This window comes from Amycolatopsis jiangsuensis, from assembly GCF_014204865.1.
Classification (GTDB): domain Bacteria; phylum Actinomycetota; class Actinomycetes; order Mycobacteriales; family Pseudonocardiaceae; genus Amycolatopsis; species Amycolatopsis jiangsuensis.
In genome coordinates this window covers 3,842,477-3,864,024 of record NZ_JACHMG010000001.1, presented here as the reverse complement: position 1 = coordinate 3,864,024, position 21,548 = coordinate 3,842,477, and the positions used below count along the sequence as shown (strand labels likewise).

Here is a 21,548-nt window from a genome sequence, read left to right as displayed (position 1 = left end):
TGTGGACTCGTGGTGGCGTTGCCGCCGGTTAGTACTGATCTTTCGGGGTCGTGGAACGCCGGGTGTGCGGGGTCGGGCGAGAGTCATGTTCCTGGCATGCTGTTGGGTTCTGAGGCAACACATTGTTGTTTCTGGTGTGGTGTTTGAGAACTGTAGAGTGGATGCGAGCATCTTTGTGGTCAAGTTGTTAAGGGCACATGGTGGATGTCTTGGCTTCAGGAGCCGATGAAGGACGTGGGAGGCTGCGATATGCCTCGGGGAGCTGTCAACCGAGCTGTGATCCGAGGATTTCCGAATGGGGAAACCCGGCACCAGTGATGTGGTGTCACCCGCATCTGAATATATAGGGTGTGTGGAGGGAACGCGGGGAAGTGAAACATCTCAGTACCCGTAGGAAGAGAAAACAAGAGTGATTCCGTGAGTAGTGGCGAGCGAAAGCGGATGAGGCTAAACCGTTTGCATGTGATACCTGTCAGGGGTTGTGTGGGCGGTGTTGTGGGATCCACCTTGGAGAGACTGACATTTCTCCGGATGTACGCGATGGTTAGTGGAACGCTTTGGGATGGGCGGCCGGAGTGGGTGAGAGCCCCGTACGCGAAAGCTGTCGTTGTAGGTCTTGGTGGTGTTCCCGAGTAGCAGCGAGCTCGTGGAATTTGCTGTGAATCTGCCGGGACCACCCGGTAAGCCTAAATACTTCCTGGAGACCGATAGCGGACGAGTACCGTGAGGGAAAGATGAAAAGTACCCCGGGAGGGGAGTGAAAGAGTACCTGAAACCGTGTGCCTACAAGCCGTCAGAGCCTGAGTTCCCCTTTGGGGATGGGGTGATGGCGTGCCTTTTGAAGAATGAGCCTGCGAGTTAGTGCTGCGTGGCGAGGTTAACCCGGGTGGGGTAGCCGTAGCGAAAGCGAGTCCGAAGAGGGCGTGTGAGTCGCGTGGTCTAGACCCGAAGCGGAGTGATCTACCCATGGCCAGGCTGAAGCGCGGGTAAGACCGTGTGGAGGGCCGAACCCACTTAGGTTGAAAACTGAGGGGATGAGCTGTGGGTAGGGGTGAAAGGCCAATCAAACTCCGTGATAGCTGGTTCTCCCCGAAATGCATTTAGGTGCAGCGTCGCATGTTTCACTACGGGGGTAGAGCTACTGGATGGTCTAGGGGCCTTACCGGGTTACCGAAATCAACCAAACTCCGAATACCGTGGTGTGAGAGTGTGGCAGTGAGACGGCGGGGGATAAGCTTCGTCGTCGAGAGGGAAACAGCCCAGAACACCAGCTAAGGCCCCTAAGTGTGTGCTCAGTGGGAAAGGATGTGGGATTGCCCAGACAACCAGGAGGTTGGCTTAGAAGCAGCCATCCTTGAAAGAGTGCGTAATAGCTCACTGGTCAAGTGGTCCTGCGCCGACAATGTAGCGGGGCTTAAGCACACCGCCGAAGCTGTGTCACTCACACAATACATCGGCTCAGCCTTTCGGGGTTGTGTCTAGTGGTGTGGGTGGGTAGGGGAGCGTCCTGCATCCGGTGAAGCTGCCGCGGAAGCGAGTGGTGGAGGGTGTGGGAGTGAGAATGCAGGCATGAGTAGCGAATGCAGAGTGAGAAACTCTGCCGCCGGATGACCAAGGGTTCCTGGGCCAGGCTAATCCGCCCAGGGTAAGTCGGGACCTAAGGCGAGGCCGACAGGCGTAGTCGATGGACAACGGGTTGATATTCCCGTACCCGAGCATGTGCGCCCATGGCGAGGCGGTTGATACTAACCACCCGAAGCGCATCTTCGTCGTCTTCGGACGGGGTGGGTGTTGTGGAGCGTGGGATCTGATTCCGTAGTAGTCAAGCGATGGGGTGACGCAGGAAGGTAGCTCCGCCAGTGAGTGGTTGTACTGGTGTAAGCGTGTAGGCCGAGTGGTAGGCAAATCCGCCGCTGAACAGGCTGAGACGTGATGCGTAGCCGTTTGAGGTGAAGTGGGTGATCCTATGCTGTCGAGAAAAGCCTCTAGTGAGTGCATGCACGGCCCGTACCCCAAACCAACACAGGTGGTCAGGTAGAGAATACTGAGGCGATCGGGTGAACTGTGGTTAAGGAACTCGGCAAAATGCCCCCGTAACTTCGGGAGAAGGGGGGCCACACGCCTTGATACCCCTTGCGGGTTCAGGGGTGGGTGGCCGCAGAGACCAGCGGAAAGCGACTGTTTACTAAAAACACAGGTCCATGCGAAGTCGCAAGACGATGTATATGGACTGACGCCTGCCCGGTGCTGGAACGTTAAGAGGACCGGTTAACCTCCTTCGGGGGGTGAAGCTGAGAATTTAAGCGCCAGTAAACGGCGGTGGTAACTATAACCATCCTAAGGTAGCGAAATTCCTTGTCGGGTAAGTTCCGACCTGCACGAATGGCGTAACGACTTTCCGGCTGTCTCGACCACAGGCCCGGCGAAATTGCATTACGAGTAAAGATGCTCGTTACGCGCGGCAGGACGGAAAGACCCCGGGACCTTTACTATAGTTTGGTATTGGTTTTCGGTTCGGCTTGTGTAGGATAGGTGGGAGACTGTGAAGCCGTCACGCTAGTGGTGGTGGAGTCGTTGTTGAAATACCACTCTGGTCGGATTGGGAATCTGAACCTACGCCCATGATCTGGGTGAGGGACAGTGCCTGATGGGTAGTTTAACTGGGGCGGTTGCCTCCTAAAGGGTAACGGAGGCGCCCAAAGGTTCCCTCAGCCTGGTTGGCAATCAGGTGTTGAGTGCAAGTGCACAAGGGGGCTTGACTGTGAGACTGACAGGTCGAGCAGGGACGAAAGTCGGGACTAGTGATCCGGCACCTCCTGGTGGAAGGGGTGTCGCTCAACGGATAAAAGGTACCCCGGGGATAACAGGCTGATCTTGCCCAAGAGTCCATATCGACGGCATGGTTTGGCACCTCGATGTCGGCTCGTCGCATCCTGGGGCCGGAGTAGGTCCCAAGGGTTGGGCTGTTCGCCCATTAAAGCGGCACGCGAGCTGGGTTTAGAACGTCGTGAGACAGTTCGGTCCCTATCCGCCGCGCGCGTAGGATACTTGAGGAAGGCTGTCCCTAGTACGAGAGGACCGGGACGGACGGACCTCTGGTGTGCCAGTTGTCACGCCAGTGGCATGGCTGGTTGGCTATGTTCGGAAGGGATAACCGCTGAAGGCATCTAAGCGGGAAGCCTGTTCCAAGATGAGGTATCCCACCCTTTGTGGGTTAAGGCCCCCAAGAGACGATTGGGTTGATAGGCCAGATATGGAAGCACAGTAATGTGTTGTCGAGTTGACTGGTACTAATAGGCCGAGGACTTGCCCACGAAGAGGCTACGCATCCACTCTACGGTTCTGAAACACCACACCACCACCCACGCTCCCCGGGGCGTGGTGGGTGTGTGTTGTTTCGGAGTGTTTCGGTGGTTACAGCGTCAGGGAAACGCCCGGTCCCATTCCGAACCCGGAAGCTAAGCCTGACAGCGCCGATGGTACTGCAACCGAAGGGTTGTGGGAGAGTAGGACACCGCCGAACCCAACATGAAGTAGCAGGGGCCCCGGTCCGAGAACCCAACACAACGGGTTCTCCCGGGGCCCCTCCTGCTATCCACCCCCAAGTGGCCCCCTTCCACGAGACGCGCTCCTTCCACGACACGCTCCTCCTGCGGGACGGCCCGCTCCCACGGCGCGTCCCTCCCTCGAGACGCGCTCCTTCCGCAGCGCGCGCCCCCTTCGCACACAGCAAACCTGCCCCCCGAGACGGACCCTCCGCCGAGACGCTTCTCCCGCGAGAGGCCCCTCCGCCGGCGGCCCCGCTCCCTCGGGCGGCCTTCCCGCAAAACGACCGTCGACGCTGGGACCGTCCAGGAGTCGTCGCGGTCGTCTGGCGGTGGCGCACCGCTGCCGGAGTGGGAGGCCACGGGACACCAAAGATCGGCCGTGAGCCACCCAAGAACGGCCACGAGCCGATCAAGAGCCGAGGTAGCGCAACACTGCGAGTACTCGGCGGCTGTATCCGGCTGCCTGGGGTAGGTCGAGTTTGTCGAAAATGGCGTTCACGTGCTTCTCGACCGCGCTTTGCGAGATGTACAACAGCTCCGCGATGCCGGCGTTCGTGTGTCCCTGTGCCATTTTCTCGAGTACGCCGCGTTCACGCGGGCTGAGTTTGCCCAGCGCATCCTCGTGGGACGTGCGGGCGACCAGGCGCCGCACGACCTCGGGGTCGAAGGCGGCGCCACCTTCGGCGACCCGTTCCAGCGCGTCGAGGAATTCGCCGACCTGCGCCACGCGGTCCTTGAGCAGGTAGCCGACGCGGCCGCCGTCTCCGCCGATGAGCTTGGCGGCGTACCGCTTCTCCACGTACTGCGAGAGGACGAGCACCCCGATTTCCGGCCAGTTCTCCCGAATACGGACAGCGGCGCGCACACCTTCGTCGGTGTGGGTCGGCGGCATCCGGACGTCGGTGACGACGACATCGGGCCGGTGGACCTCGGCCGCTGCCAGGAGCGCTTCGCCGTCACCGACGGCTGCGACGACGTCGTGGCCTTCCTCGGCCAGCAGCCGCAACAGGCCTTCGCGCAGCAGCGTCGAGTCCTCCGCAAGAATCAGTCGCACGGCAGCACCGCACGCACGACCGTCGGACCGCCGTCCGGACTGTTCACCGTGAACTCCCCATCCGCTGCCGCCACCCGGCGGACCAGGCCGGCGAACCCGCCTGTGCCGCCGATCCGCGCCCCGCCGTGACCGTCGTCGGCGATCTCCACCACGACGTTCCGGCCATTGTCGGCCCGACGAACCTCGATGGTGACCCTCGTCGCGCCAGCGTGCTTGGTGGCATTGGTGACCGATTCGGACGCCACGAAGTAGACCACGGTCGCCAGCGCGGGTGGGAGCGGCTCGGCCGGCTCGTACCGTAGCTCAACCGGCAGCGCGGCACGTTCGGCGAGCGACTCGAGCGCAGCGTCGAGTCCGCTCTCGTCGAGTGCGATCGGATACACGCGCCAGGCGACGTCACGCAGTTCGCGCAGCGCCTCCTGCGACTGCTCGTGCGCCTGCCGGACCAGGTCGGGGTCGTCCGTGCGCCGGGCTCGGCCGAGCAGCAAGCCCAACGCGACGAGTCGCTGCTGGACACCGTCGTGCAGATCGCGTTCGATGCGGCGCCGCTCCTCGTTCACCGCTTCGACGACTTGCGCGCGGCTGGTGGCGAGGTGGGACACGCGGCGCACCAGCAGGTCCCGATGACTCGGGCCGAGGAACCGCCGGGCCAGCCGCCGATCCAGCGTGGCGACGCCGGCGATCCCTTGTGCGCACAGGTAAGCCGCGATTGCCGCCAGCAAGGTGATCAACAGCCACCCGGCGACGGTGCCGGCGCCCTGCCCGCCGGGCGCGCGCCCGGTGACCAGCTGCCGGGCGTAGAACACGGCGACGAGCACTCCCGCGCCGACGCACGCCCACACGCCCAGCGCGAGCAGGCCGACGAGAGCACGCAGGGCGAGGTACTGCAACGCCCGGCGACCGTCGTAGTCGTCCCCGTTGGGAGCGTCCAGGAACCGCTGCAGCCGGGCCCGTTCGACCTCCGCGAGTACCCGGGCGCCGCGCAAGACAGCTCGGCGCGGCGTGGGGACGGCGAGCAGCGGGGTACCGAGGAGGACATACGGCAGCTCAGCGAGCGTGGTCAACGCACCGAGCCCGACCCCCGCGGCCGTACGCGCAGCGTAGGTGATCACCGATCGAGATTAGCCAAACCGGACAACTCCGCCTATTGCGGTTTTCCGCATTTTTCCCGGTGGCGTTCAGCAATGTTTCGCCGGCCGCGGATTCCTACGTTCGACGGCATGACCTTCCTGCTGACCAGCACACCCGCAGAACCGATGTCCGGACTGGCAGGCTGGGCCGTCGGGCTCATCGACCAGCTCGGCGGCCTCGGCGCCGCGATCATCGTCGGGCTCGACAACCTGTTTCCGCCGATCCCCAGCGAACTCGTGCTGCCACTCGCCGGATTCTCCGCAAGCCGCGGCGCGTTCACCCTGCTCGGAGCCTTGCTCTGGACGACGCTCGGCTCACTGGCCGGCGCGGTGATCGTCTACTGGCTCGGTGCGCTGCTCGGCCGCCATCGCACTCGGGCGCTGGTGAGCCGCATCCCGCTGATGGCCTCAGCGGACTTCGACCGGACGGAAGCGTGGTTCACCCGCCACGGTGGCAAGGCGGTGTTCCTCGGGCGGATGGTGCCGATCTTCCGCAGCCTGATCTCTCTGCCCGCCGGGGTCGAGCGCATGCCCTTCGGCCGGTTCCTGCTGCTGACGACGGCGGGCAGCCTGCTGTGGAACACGGCGTTCGTCCTCGCCGGGTATCTGCTCGGCGAGAGCTGGTCGGTGGTCGACCGGTACGCGTCGGTGTTCCAGTACCTCGTGCTGGCAGCGGTCGCGGTGGCGCTCGGGCTGTTCGTCGTGGTCCGGCTGCGCGCCCGGGCACGCGCCGGATCGTGACCTCGCCCACCGGCCCCACCGGCCCCACCGGCCCCACCGGCCCGAACCGGTCCCGACCCGCACTCGACCGGCACTCAACCGAACCGCACGGCCGGCACTCAACCGGCTCTGAACCGGACCGCACGGCCGACCGGCCCGGTGGAGCACACCCGGCACCCGGACCGCCCCGGCCGGCGTCCGTACCCTGGACGGCGTGACCCGCCTGCTGATCATCCAACCCGATGCCACCGACCCGATCGGTCCGCTCGGTGACTGGCTCGCCGAGGCCGGTGCCGAGCTGGACGTCCGGCTTCCGCCGGAGCAGGACGTTCCGGCGAGCCTCGACGGGTACGCGGGTGTCGTCTGCCTCGGCGGCGGGATGAACGCGCTCGACGACGGCAGGCATCCCTGGCTCGCCGACGTCCGGAAGGTGCTCGCGTCGGCGGCGGGCAAGCGGGCGCCCACGCTCGGGGTCTGCCTCGGGGCCCAGCTGCTCGCCGCCGCCACCGGCGGGCAGGTCGCGGTCGGCGAGGACGGGCCCGAGGTCGGGCCGTCGCTCGTGTCGAAGAAGGACGCGGCCTGGACCGATCCGCTGTTCGCCGAGCTGCCGCTGGTGCCCGACGTCCTCCAGTTCCACAGCGACGTCGTCAGGCGGCTTCCGCCCGGGGCCGAGCTACTCGCCTCGTCGCCGCGCTACCACAACCAGGCCTTCCGGCTGAACGGCTGCGCCTACGGCATCCAGTTCCACATCGAGACCACGCCGGACGTGGTCCGTGCCTGGGCGGAATCCGCACCACAGATGGCGGAACTCACCCGTCCGGGTGGGTTGGCGGCGGAGTCGCTGAGCACGCTGCACGCGGATCTGGCCGAAACCTGGCGTCCGTTCGCCCACCGGTTCGTCCGGTTGGCGGCCGGGGAGCTGACGATGGCGCCGGACGGTCAACACCGGTTGCCGCTGGTCTGACGCGAGATGGCCATCTCACGTACGGCTCCTTAACGATTCACCCGATTGGTCAGGTACCTTGCGAGTGGTGTATCCGTAGGGTTCGGAGGTCGGGGTGGACCCCTCGCTGCTCGTCGCGGTCGTGATCATCACGGCCCTCGTTTTCGATTTCACCAACGGCTTCCACGACACGGCGAACGCGATGGCCACGTCCATCGCGACGGGTGCGCTGAAACCCAAGATCGCGGTCGCGATCTCGGCGGTGCTCAACCTGGCCGGCGCCTTCCTGTCCGTCGAGGTCGCCAAGACGATCTCCAGCGGTCTGGTCGACGAGACGAGAATCGGCCCTTCCATCGTGTTCGGTGGTCTGATCGGCGCGATCGTGTGGAACCTCTTCACCTGGTACGTCGGGCTGCCCTCCAGCTCCTCGCACGCCCTGTTCGGCGGGCTCATCGGCGCCACCTGGGTGTCGGCGGGGGCGGATTCGGTGCATTTCACCAAAATCGTGGACAAAGTCCTGCTGCCGGCCGCGGCCTCGCCGGTGATCGCCGGTGTCGTGGCCGCCGCGGTGACCTACCTCGTGTACCGGTTCCTCGTCCGCCGCCGCGGTGGACGAGGGTTCCGGGTCGGCCAGATCGTCTCCGCCTCCCTGGTCTCCCTCGCCCACGGCACGAACGACGCGCAGAAGACCATGGGTGTCATCACATTGACGCTGGTCGCCGCGGGCAGTCTTCCCGCCGGTTCCGCGCCCCCGGTGTGGGTGATCGTCAGCGCTGCCGCCGCGCTGGCGCTCGGCACCTACCTCGGTGGCTGGCGGATCACGCACACGCTGGGCCGTGGGCTCACCGACATCGAAGGGCCGCAGGGCTTTTCCGCGCAGACCAGCAGCGCCGTCGTCATCCTGCTGAGTTCGCACCTGGGTTTCCCGCTCTCGACCACGCACGTCTGCTCCGGCGGCATCATCGGCTCCGGCGTCGGACGGCGCGAGGCGCCGGTGCGCTGGCGGATGGCCGGCCGGATGGTGATCGCCTGGCTGTTCACGCTTCCGGCCGCGGCACTGGTCGGAGCCGCCGCGGGCAAGCTCACCTCGCTCGGCACGGCAGGCACCGTGACCGTCGGCGTGCTGGGGATCGTCTTCGCCGCCGGCATCTACCTGCTGTCCCGGCGCAAGCCGATCACCGCGCACAGCTTCCACGTTCCCGAGCCGTCCGCGGCCGACACCGAACCGGATCGGCTCGCGGCCTGAACCGGGATGCAGTCTGCTGAAGCAGCTCGTCTCCGGCTACGGTGAGAGCGATGGCAGAGCGCGCACGTACGGCCTCTTCGGCGGCCAGGTACGGCTTCACCGACACTCGGGCGGACAGTCTGTTGCGCGCGGCGGGTTGGTGGGACGCCGCGGGCCCGGTCGACGACGCCTTCGACGTACTCACGGCCTTGTCGCGCGCCGCCGACCCGGACCTCGCGCTGCTCAGCTTCGACCGGATGCGCGAAGCCGACGAAGACGGCTGGGCCGAGCTGGAACGCACGCTTCGGCAGAACCGCACCTTCCGCGGCCGCCTCGTGAGTGTGCTCGGCATGTCGACCGCGCTGGCCGACTTCCTCGTGGCCAACCCCGGCGAGTGGCGCTGTCTGGTGGACAACCGCTGTACGGTGCCGGAAAACTTCACCGAACGGCTGCTCGAGCGGCTTCGGCAGGACGACGGGGCGTACGCGACCGGTCTCGCCGCCGAACAGGCGTTGCGCGCTGCTTATCGCGGGCTGCTCCTCGGTATCGCCGCGGGGGATCTCGGTCACCTCGTGGAGCCCGGGCTGGAGCAGCCGCCGTTCCGGGAAATCGCGAGTCAGCTCACGGTTCTGGCCGAAGCGGCGCTGACCGCCGGGCTCGCCGTGGCGGAGCAGGAGGTCGGCGCCCAGGCCGCCGGATCGCTCGCGGTGATCGCGATGGGCAAGACCGGTGGCCGCGAGCTGAACTACGTGAGCGACGTCGACGTCATCTTCGTGGGCGCCGGCGACCTCAGCGTGTCGACCCGGCTGGCCAGCACGATGATGCGGGTGGTCGGCAAGGCGTGTTTCGAGGTCGACGCGGCGCTGCGGCCCGAAGGCAAGAGCGGTGCCCTCGTGCGCACCCTCGAAGGACACACCGCCTACTACCAGAAGTGGGCGAACACCTGGGAATTCCAGGCGTTGCTGAAGGCCCGCCCGGTGGCAGGCGACGCGGAACTCGGGCGGCAGTACGCGGAAATGGTCGCGCCGATGGTGTGGTCGGCGGCCGACCGGGACAACTTCGTCACCGAGGTGCAGCAGATGCGCCGCCGGGTGGAGAACCACGTGGCCGCCGAACTCCTCGAGCGGGAACTGAAGCTCGGTCGGGGCGGGCTCCGCGACGTCGAGTTCGCCGTGCAGCTGCTGCAGCTCGTGCACGGGCGGGTCGACCCGGACCTGCACTCACCGTCCACTTTGGATGCGTTGGAGGCGCTGGGTTCCGGCGGCTACGTCGGCCGGGCCGACGCCGCCGAGATGAGCGCGTCGTACGAATTCCTGCGCACGGTGGAACATCGGCTGCAGTTGCGCCGGATGCGGCGGACGCACCTGTTCCCCGAGGCGACGGATACGGCGGAACTGCGGGTGCTGGCGCGCGGGTGTGGCATCAGCCGGTCCCGTGGCCGCACCCAGGGGGAGGCGCTGCTGGCCGAATTCCGCCGGCACGCGCAGGGCATCCGCCGTCTGCATGAGAAGGTGTTCTACCGGCCGCTCCTGCAATCGGTGGCGAACGTGCCGACGGAAGCGTTGCGGCTCACCACGAAACAGGCGGCCAGCCGGCTCGCCGCGCTGGGATACGCCGCGCCCGAAGGCGCGCTCCAGCACATCAAGGCGCTCACCTCGGGGGTGTCGCGGCGGGCGGCCATCCAGCAGGCGCTGCTTCCGGTCCTGCTCGACTGTCTCGCCGATACGCCCGATCCCGACGGCGGCCTGCTTTCCTACCGCAAGGTTTCCGAAGCGCTCCAGGAAACGCCGTGGTACCTGCGGGTGCTGCGGGACGAGGGTACCGTCGTCGAACGACTGGCGTTCCTGCTCGGCACGTCGAACCTGGTGCCCGACCTGCTCGTCCGCGCGCCGGAAGTACTGCAGCTGCTGGGAGATCCGGCCCGGTTGACCGGGCGTGCCCCGGCGGAGGTGGCGACGTCGTTGCGCGCCGCCGTGCGCCGTCAGCCGGGTCCGAGCGCCGCGGTGGCCGCGGCACGATCCTTGCGGCGGCACGAAATGCTGCGGATAGCGTGCGCGGACCTGTTGGGGTTGATGGAAGTTCCCGAGGTGTGCGCTGCGCTGTCGAGCGTGTGGGTGGCGGTGCTGCAGGGCGCGCTGTCGGCCGCGTACCGGCAGCGGCAGGCCGAGCTGGGCCGTACGCCGGCGACGGTGGCGGTGATCGGCATGGGCCGGCTCGGCGGCCTCGAACTGGGTTACGGATCCGATGCCGACGTCATGTTCGTCTGCGCTCCCGCGGAAGGCGTTTCCGACGCCGATGCGGTGCGGTTCGCGTCGTCGGTCGCGGAGACCGTGCGGAAGATGCTCGGTACCCCGAGCGCGGATCCGTCGCTGGTCGTGGACGCGGATCTGCGTCCGGAGGGACGCAGCGGGCCCCTGGTGCGCACGCTCGACTCGTACCGCGCGTATTACCAGCGCTGGGGTGAGGCCTGGGAGGCGCAGGCGCTGCTGCGTGCCCGTTTCGTCGCCGGCGACGAGGAGCTGGGCCGGCGTTTCCTCGAGACGATCGACCCGATTCGCTACCCGGACGGCGGACTGGACCCCGCGGGGGCCCGGGAGATCCGGCGCATCAAGGCGCGGGTGGAGACCGAGCGGATGCCGCGCGGCGCCGACCCGACCCGGAACCCGAAACTCGGCCGCGGCGGGCTGGCGGACGTCGAGTGGACCGTCCAGCTGCTGCAGCTGCAGCACGCGCACGAGGTGCCGGCCCTGCGCACCACGTCGACCCTGGACGCGCTCACCGCGCTCGCCGAGGCGGGGCTCGTGCCGGCCGAATCGGCGGAGTCGCTGCGCGAGGCCTGGCTGCTCGCCACGCGCGTGCGGGGCGCCGGGATGCTCGTACGGGGCAAGGCGGTCGACGAGGTACCCAGTTCGGGCCGCGACCTCGCCGCGGTGGCGCGGGTGTTCGGGTACTCGGTCGACGAGGATCCGGGCGAATTCCTCGACACCTATCGCCGGGTGACGCGCCGCGCCCACGCCGTGGTCGAAGAGCTCTTCTACGACAACTAGCCTGTGCCGGTGACCGATCGCGAACCGTTCAGCATCCGGATCAAGGTGCGCCAGTACGAACTCGACTCGCTGGGGCACCTCAACCACGCCGTGTACCACTCCTACGGCGAGGTCGCCCGCCTGGAGGTCTTCGCCGCCGCGGGCGACGAACGGCTGCGGGAATCGGGCCTCGCCGCGGTACTGCTGGAATCGCACATCGTCTACCGCCGGGAACTGCGTTCCGGCGACGAGGTCGACGTGACCTGCGATGCCTCCTTCGGCGAGGGCAAGGTCTTCTGGATGACCTCCCGCATCGTCAAGCTCGACGGCACCCTCTCCGCCGAGATCACGTGCACGGTCGGGCTGATGGATCTGGAACGTCGCAAGCTCGTCGCGGACCCGCGCGGGCATTTCGAACGGGCAGGCGTGGACCTGAAGGTGCTTTCGACTCAGGAGTGACCGGGCGGCCCGCTCACTCCCCGCAGCGCGGGCACCGCACCCGCATTCCCCGCCACACCAGGTCCACCGTGGCTTCCGCCTCGGCTTTCCAGTTCTCCTCGGTCAGGTACAGCAGGCCACCGAGGCCGCGCATCAGAGTTTCGGCCGTCAGGTCCGCGCGGATGGTGCCCGCGTCCACGTTGGCCTGGCGCAGGGATTCGAGAGCGTCGAGCATCGACACGTACTTCGGCAGAGCGCCGGGGATGGCCTGCAGCGCGGTGGACAGGCCGCGTTTGGTCATCATGTAGTGCGCGAGGTGATCGACCACCCAGGCCCGGAACGCGTCCTCCGGAGAATGCCGCTCCAGCAGCGCGGGCACGACCTCGACCAGGTGACGTACTTCGCGGTCGTACACGGCCAGGATCAGGTCTTCCGGGGTGGGGAAGTGCCGGTAGACCGTTCCGACGCCGATTTCGGCGCGCTTCGCGATGGCGTTGTAGGACAGCGCCCCGGTTCGCTTCAGCGATTCGGCCGCGGCGACCAGGATGCGTTCGTGGTTGCGCCGGGTGTCCGCCCGCCGCGGGCTGACCGGCATGCTTCCCTCCTGGGTATCGTGGGGTTCCCGGGCGCACCGTAGTACACCTGGAGTGCACCTGGAGCAGCTCCAGTTCGTTGCGGAGCGGATTGTAATCCGCTAGCCTCGGTCAGGCGAGCCGAAGCGGATTATTATCCGGATCGGCGTATACCCGAAACGGCCGCCACCACCACGACTATGCCGCCGGACGTCCGTGGACGCTCCGCGGGAAAGAGATCCCAGTGGACATCTCCCTTGAAATCAACGGCAGCACCGAGGAGCTGAGCGTCGAACCCGGCGTCACGCTGCTCGACGCGCTGCGGGAACGGCTCGGCATCACCGGGCCGAAGAAGGGCTGCGACCGCGGCCAGTGCGGTGCCTGCACCGTGCACGTCGACGGCAAGCCGGTGCTGTCCTGCCTGACCCTCGCCGCCACCGTGCGCGAACCCGTGACCACCGTGGAAGGACTGTCCACCGAGGACGAGCTGCATCCGGTGCAGCAGGCGTTCGTGGAGCAGGACGCGCTGCAGTGCGGGTTCTGCACCTCCGGGCAGGTCATGTCCGCGGTCGCCGCGGTGCGCCAGGACGTGCCCGACGTGCGCGAGTTCATGTCCGGCAACATCTGCCGCTGCTCGGCGTACCCGAACATCGTCAAGGCGATCGAACAGGCGAGGCAGGCCGATGCGACCGTTTGAGCTGACCGCACCCACCACGGTCGAGGACGCGCTCGGCTCCGCCGGCACCTTCCTGGCCGGTGGCACCACCCTCGTGGACCTGATGAAGCTCGACGTCCTCACCCCGCAGCAGGTGCTGGACATCAACGAACTCCCGCTCCGCGGCATCGACACCGCCGACGGCCTGCGGTTCGGCACGCTGGAGCGGATGGCCGACGTCGCCGCGCATCCCGGCGTGTACCCGGCGATCTCGAAGGCGCTGCTGCTGAGCGCTTCGCAGCAGCTGCGGAACATGGCGAGCATCGGCGGCAACCTGATGCAGCGCACACGGTGCTCGTACTTCCGCGACGTGACCATGCCGTGCAACCGGCGGGATCCCGGCAGCGGATGTCCGGCGATCAACGGTGCGAACCGGATGCACGCGGTACTGGGCACCAGCGACGCGTGTGTGGCCACGCACGCCAGCGACGTCGCGGTCGCGCTGGTCGCGCTCGACGCGGAGGTCGAGCTGACCAGCGCCGACGGCGTCCGCACGGTGGCGCTGGACGACTTCTACCGCGTCCCGGGCGCCACTCCGGAGGTGGAGAACGACCTGCGCCCCGGCGAACTGATCACCGAGGTCCGGGTGCCCCGGCTCGACTGGGCCGCGAATTCCACCTACGTGAAGGTGCGGGACCGGCAGTCGTACGAGTTCGCGTTGTGCTCGGCGGCGGTCGCGCTCGACGTGCGGGACGGGCGGATCGCCGACGCACGCGTCGCGGCCGGGGGAGTGGCGACGGTGCCGTGGCGGCTGAAGGCCGTCGAGGCGGCGCTGCGCGGTCAGCCCGCCACCGAAGAGTCCTTCACCCACGCCGCGTCGGTCGCGGCGGAGGGGGCGCGTCCGTTGTCCGCCAACGGGTTCAAGCCCTCCCTGCTGAAGCGGACCATCATCCGCGCGCTGCTGGAACTGACCGAAGGGAACGGCCGATGACCGCCAGGCTGGACGCCACGCCGAAAGTCACCGGGCGGGCCAAGTACGCGGTGGACCACAACCTCCCCGGCATGGCGTACGGCTACGTCGTGCTCAGCACGATCGCGAGCGGCCGGATCGAGGCCATGGACGTGACCGCGGCGAAGGGCGCCCCCGGGGTGCTCGCCGTGTTCACGCCGTTCGACGTGCTGAACCTGTCCACCGCGTCGTCGCCGATGATGGGTGAGACGTGGGTTCCGCTGCGCAGCACCGACGTCGCCTACCGTGGCCAGCCGATCGGCATCGTCGTGGCGGAGACGTTCGAGCAGGCGCGGGACGCCGCCGCGCTCGTCGAGGTGTCGTACCAGGAAACGCCGGCGCGGACGTCGTTCGAGGACGGTCTCGCCACCGCCGAGGACGCTCCCGGCGGCGTCCAGGGCAACGAAGCGGCGATCTCGGTGCTGGCCTCCGGCATCGAGTCCATTGAGGACGCTCTCGCGGCCAGCCCGGTCGTCGTCGAGGGAACCTACCGCACGGCAGCGCAGAACCACGCGGCGATGGAGCCGCATTCCGCCGTCGCGGCCTGGGAGAACGGCGAACTGACCGTCTACAGTGGAAACCAGGGCGCCAACCTGCAGGCGACGGAGCTGGCCGGGGCGCTGAACGTGCCGGAATCCGCGGTGCACGCGGTGAACCCGTACGTCGGCGGCGCGTTCGGCGGCAAGGGCCGCACGTCGGTGCCGGCGTTCCTGGCGGCGGCCGCGGCCAGGGAGTTGGGGCGTCCGGTGAAGTGCTCGTTCACCCGGGAGCAGGTTTTCACCGGGACCGCGAACCGGCCGGAGACCCTGCAGAAGGTCGCGCTCGGCGCGGACGAGAACGGCACGCTGCTGGCGGTGCGGCACGACTCCTGGTCGAGCACGCCGATGGACCGTTCGTTCGTGGAGCCGACCTCGCACGGCACGTCGCGCGAGTGGTACGCCACGCAGAACATGGCCATCAGCCAGAAGGCAGTGCCGCTGAACATCCCGCTGACCACGTTCATGCGGGCGCCCGGCGAGGCGCCCGGCTCGTTCGCGCTGGAGAGCGCGATGGACGAGCTGGCCATCGCGCTCGGGATGGACCCGATCGAACTGCGGCGGCGCAACAGCTCGATCGCCCCGCCGGGCAACGATCTGCAGTGGTCGAGCAAGCACCTCGACGAGTGCTACTCGATCGGCGCGCAGCGGTTCGGCTGGGCGGAGCGGACCCCGAACGGGCGTGTGGACGGCGATTGGCTGGTCGGCATGGGCACCGCGACCGCGATGTTCCCCGCGCTGCTGTTCCCGGCCACGGTCGGGATCACCCTCAACGCGGACGAGACCGCGGTGGTCTCGACCAGTGGTGCGGACCCGGGCACCGGCCTGCTGACGATGCTGTCCGCGATCGGCGCGGAGTCGCTGGATCTCCCGCCGGAGCGGATCACGCCGCAGCTGGGCGACTCCCGGTACCCACCGGGCGGGATGTCCGGCGGCTCGACCGCGACGGCGAGCACCGGCACGGCCATCGTGGTCGCCGCGGCGGAGGCCATCGACGCGCTGGTCGCCTTGGCCGCAGCCCCGGGGTCGCCGTTCGAGGGCCAGGAGGTCACCTACGCCGACGGCCGGGTGCACGGCTCCAGCGGCACCCTGAGCTTCGGCGAACTGCTCCGGGCGCTGCGGCGTGAATCCCTGTCGGTCAAGGGCTCGGCCGGTCCGGGTGAGGAACGCACGAAGCATTCGTTCGGCTCGTTCGGTGCGCAGTTCTGCGAGGTCCGGGTGCACCGGCTGACCGGAGAGGCACGCGTGTCGCGGATGCTCGGCGTGTTCGACGCCGGCCGGATCATCAGCGACAAGCTGGCCCGCAGCCAGCTGTCCGGCGGCATGATCTGGGGTGTTTCCGCGGCTCTGCACGAGGGTCTGGAACTCGAGCCCGACGGCAGGCTGGCGAATGCCGACCTGGCGAGCTACCTGGTTCCGGTGAACGCGGACATCCCGGAGATCGACGTCGAGTTCGTGTCGTACCCGGACACGTTCTACAGCCCGGTGGGCGCCCGCGGGGTCGGCGAAGTCGGCATCGTCGGCGTGGCCGCCGCGATCGCGAACGCGATCTGCAACGCGACCGGCATCCGCGTCCGGCACATCCCGATCACGATCGAGGACCTGCTGGTCGACTGACCGGAGTGGTCCCGGGACGAGCGGATCGTCCCGGGACCACCACGGTTCACGACCGCTGGTCGGGGCTGGCCTGCGGGAGCGCCGCGCTGTCGCTGCCGTAGGTCCGGGAGTCGGCCTTCACGGTGTAGACCTCCCACGGTTCCCGGCCGGGGCCGTGCACCCACACTTTGTCCTGAACGGCGTAGCAGCAGGTCGCGTTGTCCTCGGTCAGGGTTTCGAGACCTTCGCCGGTGAGGCGCTTGCTCGCCTCGTCGACCTGCTCGGTCGATGCGACCTCCACGCCGAGATGGTCCAGCGCCGTGTCCTGGCCTGGTTCTCCTTCCAGGAGCACGAGTTTGAGTGCGGGTTCGGTGATGGCGAAGTTGGCGTAGCCGGGCCGGAGTTTGGCGGGCTCGGTGTCGAACAGCTTCGAGTAGAAGTCGATCGAGCCTGGCAGGTCACCGACGCGCAGTGCGAGCTGAACCCGGGACATGGACGCTCCTTGGATAGACGTTCATCGAATTAAGCTGCGGTCCAGATTGCCGCTTGGTTAGAAGTCTGTCAATATAGGCAGATGTCGAAGCAACTGCCGATCGACGCGATGGACGCGTGCTGCTCCCCGCTGGCGCGCGAGCCGCTGACCGACAATCAGGCGGTGGAGCTGTCGAAGCTGTTCAAGGCGATGGCCGACCCGGTGCGGCTGCGGTTGCTGTCGTTGGTCGCCTCGCACGTCGGTGGCGAGGCGTGCGTGTGCGACTTGACCGATGCGTTCGACCTGACCGGCCCGACGATCTCGCACCACCTCAAGGTGTTGCGCGAATGCGGTCTGATCACCGGGGAGCGGCGCGGCACCTGGGTGTACTACCGCGTCCACCCCGAGGTGCTGGCCCGGCTGTCGGCCGTGCTGGTGCCCGGTGACGCGCCGGCGTTGGCATGACCGTGAAGCAGGACGTTTCCGTGGCCGGAAAGCTGTCCACACTGGACCGTCTGCTGCCGGTGTGGATCGCCGCCGCGATGGTGACCGGACTGCTGGCCGGCCGGTGGATTCCCGGGCTGGGCGGCGTGCTGAACGCGGTGTCGGTGGACGGGATCTCGCTGCCGATCGCGGTCGGGCTGCTGGTGATGATGTACCCGGTGCTGGCGAAGGTCCGCTACGACCGGCTGTCCACGGTGACTGCCGACCGCCGGCTGTTGTGGCCGTCGCTGGTGCTGAACTGGCTGGTCGGTCCGGCGCTGATGTTCGCGCTGGCGTGGCTGCTGCTGCCCGAGCTGCCCGAGTACCGGACCGGGCTGATCATCGTCGGGCTCGCCCGCTGCATCGCCATGGTGATCATCTGGAACGACCTGGCCTGCGGTGACCGCGAGGCCGCGGCCGTGCTCGTCGCGCTGAACTCGGTGTTCCAGGTCGTCATGTTCGGCGTGCTCGGCTGGTTCTATCTGTCGGTGCTGCCCGGCTGGCTCGGCCTCGCGCGGACCGGGCTGAGCGTGTCCGGCTGGCAGATCGCCAAGAGTGTGCTCATCTTCCTGGGCATTCCGCTGGTCGCCGGATACCTGACGCGACGCTTCGGCGAGCGGGTGAAGGGGCGCCGCTGGTACGAGTCCCGGTTCCTGTCGAAGATCGGGCCGGTCGCGCTGTACGGGCTGCTGTTCACCATCGTGGTCCTGTTCGCGTTGCAGGGCGCGCAGATCACCAGCCGTCCACTCGACGTGGCCCGGATCGCACTGCCCCTGCTCGTCTACTTCGGACTCATGTGGGCCGGGTCGTACGCGCTGGGCAGGGCCGTCGGCCTGTCGTACGAACGAACCACGACGCTCGCGTTCACCGCCGCGGGCAACAACTTCGAGCTCGCCATCGCCGTCGCGATCGCCACGTTCGGCGCGACCAGCGGACAAGCGCTGGCCGGAGTCGTCGGCCCGCTCATCGAGGTCCCCGTCCTCGTCGCCCTGGTCTACGTGTCACTCGCGTTCCGGCGCCGGTTCGCCGCCGCCACACCCGCGTGATTCCCCCGGCCCGCACAGAAACGGGACGGCGACCGGGGTGTTCCCCGCGGCCGCCGCCCCGTGTCCGAGGAGCCGTCCCTTCAGGACGGCCGGAGTGGATCACACGTCGTAGTACAGCGAGAACTCGTACGGGTGCGGACGCAGCCGCAGCGGGTCGATCTCGTTCTCGCGCTTGTAGGAGATCCACGTGTCGATCACGTCGGGCGTGAAGACGCCACCCTCGAGCAGGAAGTCGTGGTCGGCTTCCAGGGTGTCGAGGACCGTGCCGAGGTCGCCGGGGACCAGCTTGACGTTCTTTGCCTCCTCGGGCGGCAGCTCGTAGAGGTCCTTGTCGATCGGCTCCGCGGGCTCGATCTTGTTCTTGATGCCGTCGAGGCCGGCCATCATCATGGCGGAGAAGGCCAGGTACGGGTTGCCGGAGGAGTCCGGGCAGCGGAACTCGGCGCGCTTGGCCTTCGGGTTGTTGCCGGTGATCGGAATGCGCACGCACGCCGAGCGGTTGCGCTGCGAGTACACCAGGCTGACCGGCGCCTCGAAGCCCGGCACCAGGCGGTGGTAGGAGTTCACCGTCGGGTTGGTGAAGGCCAGCAGGCTCGGTGCGTGCTTGAGCAGACCGCCGATGTAGTGCCGCGCGGTGTCGGACAGGCCCGCGTAACCGGACTCGTCGTGGAACAGCGGCTGGCCGTCCTTCCACAGCGACTGGTGGCAGTGCATGCCCGAGCCGTTGTCGCCGGCCAGCGGCTTCGGCATGAACGTCGCGGTCTTGCCCGCGGCGAACACGGTGTTCTTCACGATGTACTTGAACAGCTGCAGGTCGTCCGCGGCGTGCAGCAGCGTGTTGAACTTGTAGTTGATCTCGGTCTGACCGGCGGTGCCCACCTCGTGGTGCGCGCGCTCGATCTCGAAGCCCTGGCTCTGCAGCTGGCGGACGATGTCGTCACGCAGGTCGGCGAAGTGGTCGACCGGCGGCACCGGGAAGTAGCCGCCCTTGAACTTCGTCTTGTAGCCCTGGTTGCCGCCTTCGGTGTCGGCGCCAGTGTTCCACCAGCCCTCGACCGAGTCGATCTCGTGGAACGACAGGTGTTCGGCGTCCTCGAAGCGGACCGAGTCGAAGATGTAGAACTCGGCCTCGGGACCGAAGAACACGTTGTCCGCGACCCCGTACTCGGCGATGTACTGCTCGGCCTTGCGCGCGATGTTGCGCGGGTCGCGGCTGTAGGCCTCGCGCGTGAACGGGTCGTGCACGAAGAAGTTGAGCGACAGCGTCTTCATCTTGCGGAACGGGTCGATCCGGGCCGTCTCGGGGTCCGGCAGCAGCAGCATGTCGGACTCGTGGATCGACTGGAAGCCGCGCACCGAGGATCCGTCGAAGGCCAGGCCCTCTTCGTAGGCCTCCAGGTCGAACGCCTTGGCGGGCACCGTGAAGTGCTGCATGACGCCCGGCAGGTCGCAGAACCTGACGTCGATGGACTCCACCTTCTCGTCGGCGATGAGGCGCTGGATGTCGTCTGGAGTAGTGGGCACCCTCGGTGACTCCTTCTCGTTCGTTACCGGCGGCTTTACTCTCTTCGGCTCACGCTATGAGCGCGGTGTTGCCCGACCGTCACCCGTATGTTTCGCCGGTGTTAACGGGTGGCCGGATACAGGCAGTCGACCAGGCAGAATGTGGTGCGCGCCACCGGCATACCCTGGACGGGTGGCGAGATGGACGGGTGAATGGCTGCCGGGCACCGGCGATCCCACGACGCGGGAGGATCCGCCGAAGTGGCCGGGGGCCAGGTTCGGGTTGCCCGAATCCGGCGTCGGCGCGGTCGCCGGCGGCGGGCAGCGGCTGCTCGCCCTGATCGTGGACCTGGTGTTCGCCTCGCTCGTGACCGCGCTGTTCCAGCCCTACGACCTGCAGAACGTGGCGGCGATGCAGACGTTCAACCTCTGGGCGGGGGCGGTGTGGGCGGTGCTCACCGTGATCGCGGTGACCTTCTTCGGCTTCACGCCGGGCATGGGGGTGCTCGGCATCCGCGTTGCGCGACTCGACGGCGTCGCCATGGTCGGCCCGTGGCGGGCGCTGGTGCGGATGGTGCTGACCGTGCTGATCGTGCCGCTGCTGGTGCGGAACGCGGACAGCCGCACCTGGCTTGACCGCGCCACCGGCACCGTGGTCATCCGGATGCGCTGACCTTTCCCGCGTCGCGGGGAAGGTCTCCTTCAGAGCGGCCTTCTCCGCGACCAGAGTGACCTTTTCCGCGACGCCGGGCAGACCTCCCCCAGAGCGGCCTTCCCGGCGCCGCGGGCCGGTGGTTGCCGGGCAGGTCAGCGGCGGCGGATGGTGCGCTGCACGTTGCGCATCTTCGCGCCGGCCGGCATCGGCCCCTTCGGCATGGCCGCGCCGCGCGAACCGAGCGCGGCGAGCTTCGCCTCCAGCGCGTCGACCTGGGCGGGCTTGAGGTTGCGCGGCAGCTTCGTGAGGTGGCTCTGCAGCTTCTTGAGCGGCACCTGCTTCTCTTCGTGCCCGATGGTGAAGTCGTAGATCGGGGTCTCGCCGATCAGCCGCGAGACGCGCTTCTTCTCCTGCGCGAGCAAGTTCTTCACCCGGTGCGGCGCGCCCTCGGCGACGAGCACCACGCCGGGGTGCCCGAGCACGCGGTGCACGGCGTCGAGCTGCGTGGTGGCGGCCACCGTCGGCGTCACCTTCCACTTGCCGCGCAGGTTCTCCAGCGCCCACGCGGCCGCGCCCGGCTGGCCGTCCGCCTTCGCGAAGACCGTGCGCTGCACCCGGCGGCCGAAGATGATCACGGCGAGCAGGACACCGAGCACGACGCCCAGCGGCAGCAGCGTCCACTGGATGTCGAAGAGGAACCCGATGCCGAAAAGCACCCCGGCCACGACCACGATCGAACCGACCATCCAGGGGATGAGCATCGGATCTTCGCGGCGTTGCATCTTGAACGCCTCGAACAGCTGCCCGCGCCGCGCCTTGCCGGCCGCGCGCTTCTCCCGCTTGGCCTCCTTGGCCGCTTCCTTGTCCTGCTTACCCGCCATCTGACCAGGATACGGCCGCGTGCCCGGCCACGAATCCGTCGGCCCCCTCTGCGAGG

17 protein-coding genes and 2 rRNA genes are annotated in these 21,548 nt (G+C 67.6%); 13 read left to right on the top strand and 6 right to left on the bottom strand.

Features of this window, described 5'->3' with window-relative positions:
• Nucleotides 1–177 precede the first annotated feature (177 nt).
• Both BJY18_RS16920 and rrf read left to right on the top strand, forming a co-directional pair.
• Nucleotides 178–3,314 (top strand): 23S ribosomal RNA (locus BJY18_RS16920).
• A gap of 92 nt (nt 3,315–3,406) precedes the next feature.
• A 5S ribosomal RNA gene (rrf, locus tag BJY18_RS16915) occupies nt 3,407–3,523 on the top strand.
• A gap of 434 nt (nt 3,524–3,957) precedes the next feature.
• On the opposite strand, the gene BJY18_RS16910 is transcribed toward rrf, so the two are convergent.
• Both BJY18_RS16910 and BJY18_RS16905 read right to left on the bottom strand, forming a co-directional pair.
• The gene (locus BJY18_RS16910) at nt 3,958–4,602 is read right to left on the bottom strand and encodes a response regulator (protein WP_184780898.1); all 645 of its coding nucleotides are present in this window, start codon (nt 4,600–4,602) and stop codon (nt 3,958–3,960) included.
• Nucleotides 4,593–5,714, bottom strand: coding sequence for a sensor histidine kinase (locus BJY18_RS16905; RefSeq protein ID WP_184780897.1), 1,122 nt, complete (start codon nt 5,712–5,714; stop codon nt 4,593–4,595). Before BJY18_RS16905 ends, BJY18_RS16910 begins: the two co-directional genes overlap by 10 nt.
• A 108-nt stretch (nt 5,715–5,822) precedes the next feature.
• On the opposite strand from BJY18_RS16905, the gene BJY18_RS16900 reads away from it, so the two are divergent.
• The 5 genes from BJY18_RS16900 to BJY18_RS16880 all read left to right on the top strand — a co-directional run bounded on the left by BJY18_RS16900 (nt 5,823) and on the right by BJY18_RS16880 (nt 12,105).
• Nucleotides 5,823–6,473 (top strand): DedA family protein, encoded by a 651-nt coding sequence (locus BJY18_RS16900; protein WP_184780896.1) that lies wholly within the window; start codon nt 5,823–5,825, stop codon nt 6,471–6,473.
• Nucleotides 6,474–6,666: 193 nt separating this feature from the next.
• Entirely contained in the window at nt 6,667–7,416 is a 750-nt protein-coding gene (locus BJY18_RS16895) for a type 1 glutamine amidotransferase (protein WP_184780895.1), read from the top strand.
• Between the two features lie 94 nt (nt 7,417–7,510).
• On the top strand, nt 7,511–8,641 hold the full coding sequence (locus BJY18_RS16890; protein WP_184780894.1) for an inorganic phosphate transporter: 1,131 nt from the start codon (nt 7,511–7,513) through the stop codon (nt 8,639–8,641).
• Nucleotides 8,642–8,691: 50 nt separating this feature from the next.
• Complete coding sequence (locus tag BJY18_RS16885) at nt 8,692–11,667, top strand: bifunctional [glutamine synthetase] adenylyltransferase/[glutamine synthetase]-adenylyl-L-tyrosine phosphorylase (protein ID WP_184780893.1); 2,976 nt, start codon at nt 8,692–8,694, stop codon at nt 11,665–11,667.
• 9 nt (nt 11,668–11,676) lie between these two features.
• On the top strand, nt 11,677–12,105 hold the full coding sequence (locus BJY18_RS16880; RefSeq protein WP_184780892.1) for an acyl-CoA thioesterase: 429 nt from the start codon (nt 11,677–11,679) through the stop codon (nt 12,103–12,105).
• A gap of 13 nt (nt 12,106–12,118) precedes the next feature.
• Here the strand turns inward: BJY18_RS16880 and BJY18_RS16875 are convergent, their stop codons facing one another.
• Nucleotides 12,119–12,679, bottom strand: a complete 561-nt coding sequence (locus tag BJY18_RS16875; protein WP_184780891.1) for a TetR/AcrR family transcriptional regulator — start codon at nt 12,677–12,679, stop codon at nt 12,119–12,121.
• 221 nt (nt 12,680–12,900) lie between these two features.
• On the opposite strand from BJY18_RS16875, the gene BJY18_RS16870 reads away from it, so the two are divergent.
• Genes BJY18_RS16870 through BJY18_RS16860 form a run of 3 tightly spaced genes read left to right on the top strand, consistent with a single transcriptional unit; the run spans nt 12,901 to nt 16,473 of the window.
• Nucleotides 12,901–13,353, top strand: a complete 453-nt coding sequence (locus tag BJY18_RS16870; RefSeq protein WP_184780890.1) for a (2Fe-2S)-binding protein — start codon at nt 12,901–12,903, stop codon at nt 13,351–13,353.
• Entirely contained in the window at nt 13,340–14,302 is a 963-nt protein-coding gene (locus BJY18_RS16865) for an FAD binding domain-containing protein (protein ID WP_184780889.1), read from the top strand. Before BJY18_RS16870 ends, BJY18_RS16865 begins: the two co-directional genes overlap by 14 nt.
• Entirely contained in the window at nt 14,299–16,473 is a 2,175-nt protein-coding gene (locus BJY18_RS16860) for a xanthine dehydrogenase family protein molybdopterin-binding subunit (RefSeq protein WP_184780888.1), read from the top strand. Before BJY18_RS16865 ends, BJY18_RS16860 begins: the two co-directional genes overlap by 4 nt.
• A 46-nt stretch (nt 16,474–16,519) precedes the next feature.
• Here BJY18_RS16860 and BJY18_RS16855 read toward each other — a convergent pair whose 3' ends face one another.
• On the bottom strand, nt 16,520–16,945 hold the full coding sequence (locus BJY18_RS16855; RefSeq protein WP_184780887.1) for an ArsI/CadI family heavy metal resistance metalloenzyme: 426 nt from the start codon (nt 16,943–16,945) through the stop codon (nt 16,520–16,522).
• Nucleotides 16,946–17,026: 81 nt separating this feature from the next.
• Between BJY18_RS16855 and BJY18_RS16850 the strand changes: the two genes are divergently transcribed.
• Nucleotides 17,027–17,389, top strand: coding sequence for an ArsR/SmtB family transcription factor (locus BJY18_RS16850; protein ID WP_184780886.1), 363 nt, complete (start codon nt 17,027–17,029; stop codon nt 17,387–17,389).
• Complete coding sequence (gene arsB / locus BJY18_RS16845) at nt 17,386–18,453, top strand: ACR3 family arsenite efflux transporter (RefSeq protein WP_184780885.1); 1,068 nt, start codon at nt 17,386–17,388, stop codon at nt 18,451–18,453. The genes BJY18_RS16850 and arsB overlap by 4 nt, the downstream gene beginning before the upstream one ends.
• A gap of 99 nt (nt 18,454–18,552) precedes the next feature.
• Here the strand turns inward: arsB and glnA are convergent, their stop codons facing one another.
• Nucleotides 18,553–19,977, bottom strand: a complete 1,425-nt coding sequence (glnA, locus tag BJY18_RS16840) for a type I glutamate--ammonia ligase (protein ID WP_184780884.1) — start codon at nt 19,975–19,977, stop codon at nt 18,553–18,555.
• A 172-nt stretch (nt 19,978–20,149) separates the two neighbouring features.
• Here glnA and BJY18_RS16835 point away from each other — a divergent pair, with 172 nt between their 5' ends.
• Nucleotides 20,150–20,629 carry an RDD family protein gene (locus BJY18_RS16835; RefSeq protein WP_184780883.1) on the top strand — a complete coding sequence of 160 codons (480 nt, stop codon included), beginning with the start codon at nt 20,150–20,152 and terminating at the stop codon, nt 20,627–20,629.
• Between the two features lie 134 nt (nt 20,630–20,763).
• Here BJY18_RS16835 and BJY18_RS16830 read toward each other — a convergent pair whose 3' ends face one another.
• Complete coding sequence (locus tag BJY18_RS16830) at nt 20,764–21,492, bottom strand: DUF4191 domain-containing protein (protein WP_184780882.1); 729 nt, start codon at nt 21,490–21,492, stop codon at nt 20,764–20,766.
• Nucleotides 21,493–21,548 lie beyond the last annotated feature (56 nt).